We start from the raw sequence: 12,708 nt of genomic DNA, 5'->3' as shown, positions 1-12,708 counted from the left end.
AGGAATCGATTTGCAGGGGTTTATACGCAGGCGCCATCGAGTATTGAAAGGGCGTCTTCAGCGTCATGAAGCGCTTGATCCGATAGGAAAAATCTTGCAGCTAAAAATGCTGATTGATTGCTCGTCAGAACGTGAAATACACACAGCCGCAAAGTCGCGTCATACCGGTCTCCGGTGCCGGGAAGATTTTTTTCGCCGCGATTTACCGGGTATGCAGCGTTTGCAATCCCGGGCGATACACGATTAATATACGATCCATATACACTTCGTATCGGATATTGCCATGGGCATCGTAAAGATTTCAGAGGACATGCACGAGAATCTGCGCATCTCCAGCAACGCACTCAGCCGCTCGATCAACGCGCAGGCCGAACACTGGATGCGCATCGGCATGCTCGCCGAGTTGTATCCCGATCTTGATCACCACGCCATTTGCCGGTTGCTGATTCGCGCCGAGCAGTCGGGCGGTCTGGATCTGCAGCAAGTCTGCGCACTGGCGGATGCCGCGCAGAACGCCTCGGCCAAAGAGGCGGTAAAGGCATGAGAAACCCGATCAAGATCAACACCCGTGCCGAAATCGCCCAGTCCCGCGAGGCCGGCAGACTGGCCGCCGAGGTGCTGGCGATGCTGGTGCCGCACGTCAAGGCTGGCGTGACGACCGATCAACTCGACCAGTTGTGCAACGACTACATCGTCAATGTGCAGAAAGCCATTCCGGCCAACGTCGGTTACCACGGCTTCCCGAAAACCGTCTGCGCGTCGGTCAACGAAGTGGTGTGTCACGGCATTCCCTCGAAGCGCGTGCTGAAGGATGGCGACATCGTCAACCTCGACATCGCGGTGATCAAGGACGGCTGGTTCGGCGACACCAGCCGCATGTACGTGGTCGGCGAGCCGACGCCCGAGGCGCGCCATCTGATCAAGACAGCCTACGACGCCATGTGCGCGGGCATCCGCGTCGTGCGGCCGGGCGCCACGTTGGGCGATATTGGCCATGCGATTCAAAGTCTGGCGGAAAAAGAAGGGTTCAGCGTGGTGCGTGAGTACTGCGGGCACGGGATCGGCAAGGTTTATCACGATGAGCCGCAGGTGCTGCATTACGGTTATCCGGAGCAGGGCTTGAAGCTGAAGGCGGGAATGATCTTCACCATCGAACCGATGCTCAATGCCGGCAAGCGGCATGTGAAAAGTCTGGCGGATGGCTGGACGGTGGTGACCAAGGATCAGTCATTGTCGGCGCAGTGGGAGCATATGGTGGCGGTGACGGAGGATGGGTTTGAAGTGTTGACGGCTTGGCCGGACCAGATCGAAGGCTATTCGCCAATCAACTGATTGGCGCAGAACTTGTGGGAGCGGCGGTGCGACGATTCGACTTGCCCGCGAAGGGGCCAGCAAATTCAGTATTGATGTTGAATGTGCCGGCCTATTCGCGGGCAAGCCCGCTCCCACAGGGTTCCGTTGTTTTCTGAAGAACTTAGTGTGATCCGGCAGCTTTATTCAGATCGCTCTCAGCCCACTCGGTATAGACGCATGCATCCGCCGTCGCCCAACGCACCCGAACCGGATCCCCAGCCTTCAACGGCATCCCCGCCGCCGACAATGCCTTCACCGTCATCGAAGTCCCGCCCGACGTGACCACACTGCACGTCTGGCTCTCACCCAGAAACAACACCTCGACCACCTTCGCCGAAACCTCGTTCCAGCCCGCTGCCAACGGCTCACTCGCCGCCTGCTGCACACTCAACGCCAGTGCTTTTTCCGGACGCACCATCAGCAGCACATCCTGCCCGGTCTGCAATCCAGCGGTCAGGCGAATCGACAGCGACTGCCCCTCAAAACTCGCCGCCGCATTGCCCTGCGCCTTGAGCTTGAGAAAGTTCGAGTTACCCAGAAACGACGCCACAAACGCATTCGGCGGATTCTGATAAAGGTCATAACCGCTGCCGAGCCCGACAATCTTGCCGTGACTGAAAATCGCGATGCGCTGGGACAGGCGCATGGCTTCTTCCTGGTCGTGGGTCACGTAGACGATGGTGATGCCGAGGCGACGGTGCAACTGGCGCAATTCATCCTGCAGGTCTTCGCGCAGTTTCTTGTCCAGCGCCCCGAGCGGTTCGTCCATCAGCAGAATACGTGGCTCGTAAACCAGCGCCCGTGCAATGGCGACCCGTTGCTGCTGGCCGCCGGACAGTTGCGAAGGACGACGATGGGCGAATTGTTCGAGCTGCACCAGTTTCAGCATCGCATCTACGCGCTTGTCACGTTCAGCGGCGGCGAGTTTGCGGATCGCCAGCGGGAACGCGATGTTGTCGCGCACCGACAGATGCGGGAACAGCGAATAGCGCTGGAACACCATGCCGATGTCGCGTTTGTGCGGCGGCACGTTCACCAGTGATTGGCCGTTGACCAGGATCTCGCCGCTGCTTGGCGTTTCGAAACCGGCGAGCATCGACAGCGTGGTGCTTTTGCCCGAGCCGCTGGAGCCGAGGAAGGTCAGGAATTCGCCGTCCTTGATGTCTAGCGAGATGTTGTCCACGGCCGCAAAATCGCCGTAGTGCTTGTTCAGGTTGCGCAGGCTGACCAGGGGTTTGTCGTTCTGCTGGGATGCGTCTTTGATCACGGCACTCATGTCGTACTCCTGGGCGCTCAGGCGCTGATTTCGTTGCGCCGGCGCAGGGCGGCGGCGATCACCATGACCAATACCGACAGGCCGATCAGCAGCGTCGAGGCGACGGCGATCACGGGCGTCAGGTCCTGGCGCAGGGTGGTCCACATTTTCACGGGAAGGGTTTGCAGGGTCGGGCTGGCCATCATCACGCTGAGCACCACTTCGTCCCACGAGACCAGGAAGGCGAAGAGGGCGCCGGCCACCATCCCCGGGCGAATCGCCGGGAAGGTCACCTTGAACACCGCTTGCAGGCGTGACGCACCGCAGATCACCGCCGCGTCTTCAATCGACTGATCGAACAGCTTCAGCGAGTTGATGATCGAGATGATGGTGAACGGCAACGCGACGATCACATGGCTGACGACGAAGGCGAACATCGTCCCGGTGTAGCCAAGCTTGAGGAACAGCGCGTACACCGCCACCGCGATGATCACCAGTGGCACGATCATCGGTAGGGTGAACAGGCCGTAGAGCATTTCCCGGCCGGGGAAGCGTCCGCGCACCAGCGCAAAGGCCGTCGGCAAACCGAGGGCGACGGCGCAGATCGTGGTCAGCACCGCGACCTTGAGGCTGGCCAGCGCTGCGCTCATCCAGTCGGCATTGGAGAAGAACTGCACGTACCATTTCAGCGTCCAGCCCGGTGGCGGGAACACCAGCCACTGGGATGAACCGAACGACAGCAGGACGATGAACACGATCGGCAACAGCAGGAACAGGCCGATCAGCCCGGTGGTGAAATACAGGCCGAAGCGCATCCGGCGACTCATGGCATTGGGCGTCAGGAGCATGTCGGCTTACCTCGCGTTACTGGCGCCAACCGGGGATTCCGGCTGCAGCTTCAGGTAGACGTAGAACAGCACCAGCGTGATGACGATCAGCAACGCGGCGCCGGCGCTGGCCAGGCCCCAATTGAGGAACGACTGCACCTGCTGAATGATGAATTCCGGCAGCATCATGTTCTGCGCCCCGCCCAGCAGCGCCGGGGTGACGTAGTAACCGAGGGACATCACGAACACCATCAACCCACCGGACGCCAGCCCCGGCCGGCACAGCGGCAGGAACACCCGGAAGAAGTTGGTCCAGGGACTTGCGCCACAGATCGAACCGGCCTGCAGGATCATCGGGTCGATGGCCTGCATGGTCGCCTGCAAAGGCAGCACGATGAACGGGATCATGATGTAGCTCATGCCGATCACCACGCCGGTCAGGTTGTGCACCATTTCCAGCGGCTGATCGATGATGCCCATCGCCATCAAGGCTTTATTGATGACGCCCGAAGCCTGCAACAGCACCAGCCACGAATAGGTGCGGGCGAGGAGGCTGGTCCACATCGACAACAGCACGATGTTGAGGATCCAGCGGCCCCAGCCGCGCGGCACCAGAGTGATCGCCCAGGCCAGCGGAAAGCCCAGCAGCAGGCTGAACACCGTCACCAGTCCCGCCACCGAAAAGGTGTTGAACAGCACCCGTGCATACGCCGAGTTGGCGAACAGTTGTTCATAGTTGCCAAGGCCCGGCACCGGTTCCAACACGCCTCGCAGCAACAGTCCAATCAGCGGGGCGAGAAAGAACAGACCGAGGAACAACAGCGCCGGCGCGAGATTGCCGGCGCCGCGCCAGCGTTGCTTGAGGGACGGGGCTTGCGCCATTGCACTCGCCTTGCCTGACGCCGGGCCGGCAGCGCTCGCGGCGCTCCCAGTGGCAGTGGAGGGACGGGACGCGGTGGCCGCCATTTTCATTTGACCAGCCATTCGTTCCACCGTGTCGCGATGGCCGGACCGTTCTTGGCCCAGTACGCGAAATCAAGAGTGATCTGATCCTTAGCGTAGGCAGTCGGCAGGTTCGGGGCCAGCGTCGAGTCCAGACGCGCCACGCTGTCGACGTTGACCGGGGCGTAAGCGGTCAGGTTGGAGAAATCGGCCTGGCCTTTGGCACTGCTGGCGCTGGCCAGGAATTTCATCGCCGCGTCCTTGTTTTTCGCGCCCTTTGGCACCACCAGAATGTCGGCCATGACCAGGTTTTGTTTCCAACTCACGCCGACCGGTGCGCCGTCTTCTTGCAGGGCGTGGATCCGGCCGTTCCAGAACTGGCCCATGCTCGCTTCACCGGAAGCCAGCAGTTGCTGCGACTGCGCGCCGCCGCCCCACCAGACGATGTCTTTCTTGATGGTGTCGAGTTTCTTGAAGGCGCGATCCAGGTCCAGCGGATAGAGCTTGTCGGCTGCTACGCCGTCGGCGAGCAGGGCCAGTTCAAGCACGCCGGGGCTCGGCCATTTATAGAGGGCGCGTTTGCCGGGGAAGGTCTTGGTGTCGAACAGTGCGCTCCAGTCCTGCGGCTTGTTGGCGCCGAGTTTGCCCTCGTTGTAGCCGAGGACGAAGGAGAAGAAGAACGAGCCGACGCCGTAGTCGCTGACGAAACGCGGGTCGATCTTGTCGCGTTGGATCTGTTTGAAATCGAGGGGTTCGAGAAGGCCTTCGGCAGCGGCGCGCAGGGCGAAGTCGGCTTCAACGTCGACCACGTCCCATTGCACGTTGCCGCTTTCGACCATGGCCTTGAGTTTACCGTAGTCGGTCGGGCCGTCCTGCACGACGGTGATGCCGCTGGCCTTGCTGAACGGATCGGCCCAGGCCTGTTTTTGCGCATCCTGGGTGCTACCGCCCCAGCTGACAAAGTTCACACTCTCGGCGGCCATCGCGGCCTGACCGGTCACGCTCAGCAGTCCCGCAAAAAAGATCGCGGTTGCAGCTTTGTTCAACACCATTTTTACGCCCTCATTGTTGTGTTTTTTGAGCGGGCTTGCGTTGTTGCCCGCCTGTCGGGAGCAGTAGCTGGACGCTTTTTCAGGTCGTCCGGTCTATGGAATATCATATTATGGTATTCCAAGCTTTGTGCAAGCACTTTGCCGTACCGGCTATCTGGCAAACAGGGTCATTCGGTGAAGGGAATGCTCTCGACCACTTCCAGATCGTAGCCGGTCAAACCGGCATATTTCAGCGGCGGGCCCAGGTGGCGCAGCTTGCCGACGCCCAGGTTCTGCAGAATTTGCGCCCCGGTGCCGACCTCGGAATAAATCCGCGATTGCGAGCGACTGAACTGCCGAGGCGGTTGAGTGAGTTGCGGAATGCGCTCCAGCAGCGCCTGGGAAGATTCATGATTGGCCAGCACCACGACCACGCCATGCCCCTCGGCGGCGATCCGTTGCAGCGCCGCCCACAACGTCCAGTTCGTCGGCCCGCTGTACTCGGCACCCACCAGATCGCGCAGCGGATCAATCACATGCACGCGCACCAGCGTCGGTTCCTCACGGCGCAGCTCGCCCATGACCATCGCCATGTGCACGCCGCCTTCGATGCGATCTTCGAAGGTGATCAGGCGGAACGTGCCATGCACTGTCGGCAGTTCCCGCTCGCCGATGCGTTCGATGGTGTGTTCGGTGCTCAGGCGATAGTGGATCAGGTCGGCGATGGTACCGATCTTGATCCCGTGCTTGCGGGCGAAGACTTCCAGATCCGGACGACGGGCCATGGTGCCGTCGTCGTTCATCACCTCGACAATCACCGAGGCCGGCGTGAAACCCGCCAGCCGCGCCAGATCACAACCAGCCTCGGTGTGGCCGGCACGGGTCAACACGCCACCTTCCTTGGCGCGCAGCGGAAAGATATGGCCCGGCTGCACCAGGTCTTCTGCGCGTGCGTTCGGCGCCACCGCAGCGGCTACCGTACAAGCGCGGTCGGCAGCGGAAATGCCGGTAGTCACGCCGACCGCCGCTTCGATGGAAACCGTGAACGCGGTGCTGAACACGCTGCCATTGCTCGGCACCATTTGCTCCAGCCCCAGACGCTGGCAATGGTCGTCGGTCAACGTCAGGCAGATCAGCCCCCGGGCTTCACGGGCCATGAAACTGATCGCCTCGGGCGTGCAACGGTCGGCGGCCAGCAGCAGGTCGCCTTCGTTTTCCCGATCCTCGTCATCGACCAGCAACACCATTTTGCCGAGGCGATAATCTTCGATGATTTCTTCGATGCTGTTGAAGGCCATGCTGGACTCTCGGTAGGAATGAAATTCGTGGTATACCATAATACAAAATGAACCAAGAGGTCACTATGAAGGCGTACTGGATTGCACACGTGGACATCACCGATCCCGATCACTACAGCCAATACACCCAGCGCGCGCCGAAAGCGTTCGCCGAGTTCGGCGCGAAGTTTTTAGCCAGAGGCGGGCGCAGCGAAGCGATGGAAGGGCGACCGACGCCACAGCGCAGCGTGGTGATTGAATTCGACAGCTACGAGCAGGCGGTTGCGTGCTATCGCTCAGCGGCGTATCAGGAAGCGAAGAGCTACCGCGAGGAATGGGCGAGGGCGGAGATCGTCATCGTCGAAGGTATCGCCCCGCTTTAAGCCACACTACAGATCCCTTGTGGGAGCGGGCTTGCTCGCGAATGCGGTCAATAATTCAACATTTCTTGCGACTGACACGACGCCTTCGCGAGCAAGCCCGCTCCCACAGGGGGAGAGGTGATCCTTAGCGCATGAAATGAATCTTGCCGCTGTCGTCATTGCCCATGTACATGCCATACACCCCGGCCTGGCGTTCCTCGATGTAGCGTTCGAGGATCTGCCGGATCGCCGGGTAGTAGATCTGCTCCCACGGGATGTCTTCGGGGGCGAAGAATTTGCAGGCGAGGGTTTCCGGGCCGTACTGGCCGGTGATCTCCAGCGCGAGGGCGCGGAAGATGATGTAGACCTCGCTGATCTTCGGCACGCTGAAGATCGAGTACGGCGAGACGATTTCCGCGCGTACGCCGCTTTCTTCCCAGACTTCGCGCAGGGCGGCCTGTTCGGTGGTTTCGCCGCTTTCCATGAAACCGGCGGGCAGGGTCCAGGTGCCGGGGCGCGGTGGGATCGCCCGTTGGCACAAGAGGTATTTGCCGTCCTGCTCGATGATGCAACCGGCGATGATTTTCGGGTTCACATAGTGGATGTAGCCGCAGCCGCGGCACATCAGGCGCTCGTGCGTATCGCCCGGCGGCACCTGCTGACCGAGGTCAGCGCCACCGCATTTCGGGCAAAAGCTCGGGCTGAACATGTCAGTGACCTATGCGCGGTTCTTTCAGCGCGATCGGCAGGGTGATTGGCGGTGTGGCGCCGGTCTCTTCCTGTTTACGCTTGAGGTAATCAAGGGCCACGGCAGCCGCCGCGCGGACGTGATCGACGCACGCCTGATGCGCCGCCAGCGGATCGCCGCTCTTGATCGCCTCGACCATTTTTTCCATCTCGTGATTACTGGCGCCGCGCCGGTTTTCCTGGGACACCGACGTCGCGCGCAGGTAGCTGATGCGCGCCTGCAACTGACGCAGTTGAGTGGCCGCGACATGGTTGCCCGAGCCTTCCAGCAGGACGTCGTAGAAACCCTGTACCGAATCGATCACCTGTTGCAGCTCGCCGTCCTTGAGCGCCTTGCGGTTCTCGTCGAGGGCTTTTTCCAGGGCCTTGATGTCCTTGGCCTTGGCGCGCAGGGTAAACAGCTGGACGATCAGGCCTTCGAGCACGCAGCGCAGTTCATAGATGTCGACGGCATCGGCGAGGGTGATGATCGCCACGCGCGGCCCCTTGGCGTCGGCGAATTCCACCAGGCCTTCGGATTCCAGGTGACGCAAGGCTTCACGCACCGACGTACGGCTCACGCCCAGGCGATCGCACAGATCGCGCTCCACCAGGCGATCGCCCGGCAGCAGCTGGAAGTTCATGATGGCGCTTCGCAGTTTATCCAGCACGATTTCGCGCAGGGTGACGGGGTTGCGATTGACCTTGAAGCTGTCGTCGAGTGGCAGGCGTTTCATGGGGTCCGCTCTTTAAGGTGGCTGTCCATGCCAGACGGGCATCAAAACAGCCGAGGGGTTAACTGGAGGCCTCGGCGTCGGCTTCGGCGAAGGCTTCACGGGCGAGCCGGAAACTGTCCACGGCTGCCGGGACGCCGCAATAAATACCGACCTGAAGCAGAATTTCGCGTATTTGCTCACGACTCAGGCCGTTACGCAAGGCGCCGCGCACATGCAGTTTCAGTTCGTGCGGACGGTTGAGCGCCGAGATCATCGCCAGGTTGATCATGCTGCGCTCCTTGAGCGACAGGCCTTCACGTCCCCAGACGTGGCCCCAGCAGTATTCGGTGACCATTTCCTGCAGCGGGCGGGTGAAGTCGTCGGCATTCTCGATCGAGCGCTGCACATAGGCTTCGCCCAGCACCTGGGTGCGGATCTTCAGGCCCTTTTCATACTTCTCGCTACTCATAAATCCTCCAGTCACCACAATTCCCTTGTGGGAGCGGGCTTGCTCGCGAATGCGGTAGCTCATTCAACATAGGTGTCGGCTGACACGACGCCTTCGCGAGCAAGCCCGCTCCCACAGTGGGATTTGTGTGAATCTTTCAGGCCAGTGTCGGCAACGCGCCGAGCTTGCCCTTGTGATAAATCATCGGCGTCACCGGTTGCTCCGGCAGGATCAGGTTCTTCACTGCGCCAACGATGATCGCGTGGTCGCCGCCGTCGTATTCGCGCCACAACTCGCACTCGATGATCGCCGTGGCCTTGGCGAGGATCGGGTTACCGAGCTCGCTCAAATGCCACTCGATGCCGTTGGCCTTGTCCTTGCCTTTGCCGGCGAAGGCATAGGCCTCGGCGGTCTGGTCTGCGGACAGCAAATGGATCGCGAACTTCTTGCTGTCGCGCAGTACCGGGTAGGTGTCGGAGGCGTAGTTGGGGCAGAACAGCACCAGCGCCGGATCAATCGACAGCGCACTGAAGGCGCTGGCGGTAATGCCGACGATGCCACCGTCCGGGTCGAGGGTGGTGACCACCGTGACCCCGGACGGAAACGAGCTCATGACGTCTTTGTAAATGCCGGGTTCGATCATGTCGCAGGACTCCTAACGCATCACAAACGGATCAGGCATCGGCGCCTGGGAGAGGTTGATCCACACCGTTTTCAGTTCGGTGTAGGCCAGCACCGAATCGATGCCGCTTTCGCGTCCATAGCCACTGTTCTTGAAGCCGCCGATCGGTGCCATCGCCGACACCGCGCGGTAGGTGTTGACCCAGATAATCCCCGAGCGCACGTCCCGGGCCAGGCGATGGGCGCGGCCCAGATCGCGGGTCCAGATGCCGGCGGCGAGGCCGAACTGCGAGTCGTTGGCAATCGCCAGCGCTTCGGCTTCGTCCTTGAAGCGGATCACCGAGGCCACTGGACCAAAGACTTCTTCCTGCATGATCTTCATCGAATTGCGGTCGCATTCGAACAACGTCGGTTCGTAGAACCAGCCGTCACCCACGCCACTCGGACGCTTGCCACCCAGACGCAGGCGTGCACCTTCGGCAATGGCATCAGCCACCAGACCCTCCACCACCGCCAGTTGCTGCGCGGTAGCCATCGGGCCCATTTCGCTGCTGTCGTCCTGCGGGTTGCCGATGCGGATGCGCTGGGCGCGTTCCACCAGTCGGCTGACGAACTCGTCGTAGATTTCGTCCTGCACCAGCAGTCGCGAGCCGGATACGCAACTCTGCCCGGATGCCGCATAAATCCCGGCAATCGCACCGTTGATCGCGCTGTCGAGATCAGCGTCGGCAAAGATGATGTTCGGCGACTTGCCGCCCAGTTCCAGCGACAGCTTGGCAAAGTTCTCGGCGCTGCTGCGCACCACATGCCGGGCCGTGGCCGCGCCACCGGTGAAGGCGATCTTGCGGATCAGCGGATGACGGGTGAGGGCGGCGCCAGTGCTCGGGCCGTAGCCGGTGACAACGTTGACCACGCCCGGTGGAATCCCTGCTTCGAGGGCCAGACGCGCCAGTTCGAGGATGGTCGCCGAGGCATGCTCGGACGGTTTGATCACGATGGTGTTGCCCGCCGCCAGCGCCGGCGCCAGTTTGATCGCGGTCAGGTAAAGCGGGCTGTTCCAGGGAATGATCGCGGCGACCACGCCCATGGCTTCGTGCACGGTGTAGGCGAACAGATCGGGCTTATCCAGCGGCAGGGTGCCGCCTTCGAGCTTGTCGGCGAGGCCGGCGGTGTAGTGGAAGAACTCCGGCAGATAACCGACCTGACCGCGGGTTTCGCGGATCAGTTTGCCGTTGTCGCGGCTTTCCAGCTGCGCCAGTTGTTCCTTGTTTTCAGCGATCAGGTCACCGAGACGACGTAGCAGTTTGCCGCGCGCGGTGGCGGTCAAACCACGCCATGCCGGGCTGTCGAAGGCGGTCTGTGCGGCTTGCACGGCGCGTTCGACGTCGGCCTCATCTGCGTCGGGCAATTCGGCCCAGGGTTCGGCCAGCGCCGGGTTGAGGCTTTCGAAAGTCTTGCCGGAGAGGGCGTCGACCCATTCTCCGCCGATGCACATCTGGAAGCGTGCGAGCGTCATGCAACGATCCCCTTTATATGGTTTTGTCGGGCGTATGCGGTGTCGAGAAATTCCAGCAGCGTCTGGTTTACCAGCCGTGGCGACTCTACCGGCATCATATGCCGTTGCTCGGGCAGCACGGCAACCTTCGCACCGGGAATGCGCGCGGCCAGTTGCTCGGCCATTTCCGGGGTCGATCCGGGGTCCAGCTCGCCGGTGGCGATCAGCGTCGGCGCCTGGATGCTGCCCAGGTCGTCGGCGCGGTACATGTCCTGGGTGGCGAACAGTTCGTAGGTGGTCAGATAGCCTTGCGGATCATTGCCGGCCAGGGTCTGGCGGATCGCAGCGATCTGCGCCGGGTTGGCCGCCTGATATTCACGGCTGAACCAGCGCGACAGCGCCGCTTCGGCATTCGCGTCCGGCCCGTGTTCGGCAGCCTGCGCGGTGCGGGCGATAACCCCGGCGCGCTGCTCCTCGCTGCGGTTGAACACGCTGTTGAGCACCACCAGGCTTTTCAGGCGTTCCGGGTAATGCAAGGCAAACGCCCGCGCCACCAGACCGCCCATGGAAAACCCGATCACCGACGCCTCGGGCAATTGCAGGTGGTCAAGCAGCTCCAGCAACTGATCAGCGTAACCGAGCAGGGCGGTGCCGCTGGCCGGTCGCGGGCTGGCGCCATGGCCGAGCATGTCGTAGGCGATCACCCGGTATTGCGTGGCCAGGCCAACGATCTGGCCGCCCCACATTTCTTTGTTCAGGCCTACGCCGTGGATCAACACCACGGGTTGGCCAACGCCTGTCGCCAGATAACTGGTGCCGGCCGGGGTGAGTTCAGCGGTGAGCCGAATCATGGAGCGCTCCTGCAATGCCTTTTTTATTGTGATTACTGGGCTTTTTCGGCGGCCAGTTCTTCCAGATCGATGTAGCGGTTGCCGATGCGCGGGTGCAGGCGACCACCGTCGGCGCAACCGAGCACCACGACGATTTCGTCGGCGCGCGGGGCGTCTTCGATCTGCATTTCCAGGGTGATGTAGTGCGAGCGCAGGCCTTCGTCGTCCTTGTGCATCATCGGGATCTGAATCGAAGTGCCCGGACCGCCGCGCTTGTTGGTAAAGCTCAGGTAACTCTTGGCCTTGACCGCTTCGCGGTAGTGGTTGCCGAAGCGCAGGGTGTGGATCACCGCCGACGCGTGCTCGATTTCGCCATCGGCACCGACCACCGCGGCTTTGCCGTAAGCCTCGATCTTCTCGGCGCCGCCGATGATCCCCACCAGACGCTCGACCATCATCGCGCCGAGGTCCGAGCAATTGGCGCGGATCTGCGGCTTGAGATCTTCGACAAAGCCGTTGCCAACCCACGGGTTCTTCATCACGACGGCCAGGCCGACCATGGTCACCGGGGTGTCGGACGCCTTGCCGCCTTCGATGAAGGTCTCTTCGACATAGCTGACGATCTTGCGAATTTCGAAACTCATGAGCTGCTCCGTAGGGGATAAAGAGTGTCTGTGCGTCTGATGGTATACCATAATACCGATCGTGCAAGTCCCCATCGCAAGAATCCCCGCCATCAGTCGGACGAATGCCCGCGCATTCAGCCGCCGCTGTAGTCCCTTTCGGTTAACAAAAGATAACGTTGCGCCGATTGTCAGACGTTTC

The 12,708-nt window shown here is 61.4% G+C and carries 15 protein-coding genes; 3 read left to right on the top strand and 12 right to left on the bottom strand.

All coding sequences use genetic code 11. The features are described from left to right. The first annotated feature begins 283 nt into the window (after positions 1-283). A complete protein-coding gene (locus K3819_RS16960) occupies positions 284-544 on the top strand; it encodes a ParD-like family protein (RefSeq protein ID WP_064597267.1) in 261 nt (86 codons plus the stop codon). Next, entirely contained in the window at positions 541-1,332 is a 792-nt protein-coding gene (gene map, locus K3819_RS16955; protein WP_221397528.1) for a type I methionyl aminopeptidase, read from the top strand. Before K3819_RS16960 ends, map begins: the two co-directional genes overlap by 4 nt. 142 nt (positions 1,333-1,474) lie before the next feature. Here map and K3819_RS16950 read toward each other — a convergent pair whose 3' ends face one another. The 5 genes from K3819_RS16950 to ribBA form a co-directional block, all read right to left on the bottom strand. Further along, positions 1,475-2,629, bottom strand: a complete 1,155-nt coding sequence (locus K3819_RS16950; RefSeq protein WP_085610548.1) for an ABC transporter ATP-binding protein — start codon at positions 2,627-2,629, stop codon at positions 1,475-1,477. 17 nt (positions 2,630-2,646) lie between these two features. Continuing rightward, positions 2,647-3,456: an ABC transporter permease gene (locus tag K3819_RS16945; protein WP_007957396.1), complete on the bottom strand. Its 810-nt coding sequence runs from the start codon at positions 3,454-3,456 to the stop codon at positions 2,647-2,649. A 6-nt stretch (positions 3,457-3,462) separates the two neighbouring features. After that, a complete protein-coding gene (locus tag K3819_RS16940) occupies positions 3,463-4,407 on the bottom strand; it encodes an ABC transporter permease (RefSeq protein ID WP_007957398.1) in 945 nt (314 codons plus the stop codon). Then, positions 4,404-5,429, bottom strand: coding sequence for an ABC transporter substrate-binding protein (locus K3819_RS16935; protein ID WP_210710399.1), 1,026 nt, complete (start codon positions 5,427-5,429; stop codon positions 4,404-4,406). The genes K3819_RS16940 and K3819_RS16935 overlap by 4 nt, the downstream gene beginning before the upstream one ends. 167 nt (positions 5,430-5,596) lie before the next feature. Next, entirely contained in the window at positions 5,597-6,706 is a 1,110-nt protein-coding gene (gene ribBA / locus K3819_RS16930) for a bifunctional 3,4-dihydroxy-2-butanone-4-phosphate synthase/GTP cyclohydrolase II (RefSeq protein ID WP_221397527.1), read from the bottom strand. 65 nt (positions 6,707-6,771) lie between these two features. Here ribBA and K3819_RS16925 point away from each other — a divergent pair, with 65 nt between their 5' ends. After that, positions 6,772-7,068 (top strand): DUF1330 domain-containing protein, encoded by a 297-nt coding sequence (locus K3819_RS16925; RefSeq protein WP_085610545.1) that lies wholly within the window; start codon positions 6,772-6,774, stop codon positions 7,066-7,068. Positions 7,069-7,192: 124 nt separating this feature from the next. On the opposite strand, the gene K3819_RS16920 is transcribed toward K3819_RS16925, so the two are convergent. From K3819_RS16920 to K3819_RS16890, 7 genes are all read right to left on the bottom strand, one after another. Further along, positions 7,193-7,756, bottom strand: a complete 564-nt coding sequence (locus K3819_RS16920) for an NUDIX hydrolase (RefSeq protein WP_007957402.1) — start codon at positions 7,754-7,756, stop codon at positions 7,193-7,195. A 1-nt stretch (position 7,757) separates the two neighbouring features. Continuing rightward, positions 7,758-8,510, bottom strand: a complete 753-nt coding sequence (locus K3819_RS16915) for a GntR family transcriptional regulator (RefSeq protein WP_085603063.1) — start codon at positions 8,508-8,510, stop codon at positions 7,758-7,760. A gap of 58 nt (positions 8,511-8,568) precedes the next feature. Beyond that, the gene (locus tag K3819_RS16910; RefSeq protein WP_085610544.1) at positions 8,569-8,958 is read right to left on the bottom strand and encodes a carboxymuconolactone decarboxylase family protein; all 390 of its coding nucleotides are present in this window, start codon (positions 8,956-8,958) and stop codon (positions 8,569-8,571) included. Between the two features lie 136 nt (positions 8,959-9,094). Beyond that, positions 9,095-9,580: a flavin reductase family protein gene (locus K3819_RS16905; RefSeq protein WP_085610543.1), complete on the bottom strand. Its 486-nt coding sequence runs from the start codon at positions 9,578-9,580 to the stop codon at positions 9,095-9,097. Positions 9,581-9,592: 12 nt separating this feature from the next. Then, the gene (locus K3819_RS16900) at positions 9,593-11,074 is read right to left on the bottom strand and encodes an aldehyde dehydrogenase (RefSeq protein ID WP_085603065.1); all 1,482 of its coding nucleotides are present in this window, start codon (positions 11,072-11,074) and stop codon (positions 9,593-9,595) included. Continuing rightward, on the bottom strand, positions 11,071-11,904 hold the full coding sequence (locus K3819_RS16895; RefSeq protein WP_085610541.1) for an alpha/beta fold hydrolase: 834 nt from the start codon (positions 11,902-11,904) through the stop codon (positions 11,071-11,073). Before K3819_RS16895 ends, K3819_RS16900 begins: the two co-directional genes overlap by 4 nt. A 32-nt stretch (positions 11,905-11,936) precedes the next feature. After that, positions 11,937-12,527, bottom strand: coding sequence for an amino acid synthesis family protein (locus K3819_RS16890; protein WP_007957412.1), 591 nt, complete (start codon positions 12,525-12,527; stop codon positions 11,937-11,939). Positions 12,528-12,708: the final 181 nt, after the last annotated feature.

This window comes from Pseudomonas sp. 3-2, from assembly GCF_019710535.1.
GTDB lineage: Bacteria > Pseudomonadota > Gammaproteobacteria > Pseudomonadales > Pseudomonadaceae > Aquipseudomonas > Aquipseudomonas pharyngis.
The sequence above is the reverse complement of the archived record's forward strand: the minus strand, read 5'-3'. Positions and strand labels throughout refer to the sequence as shown.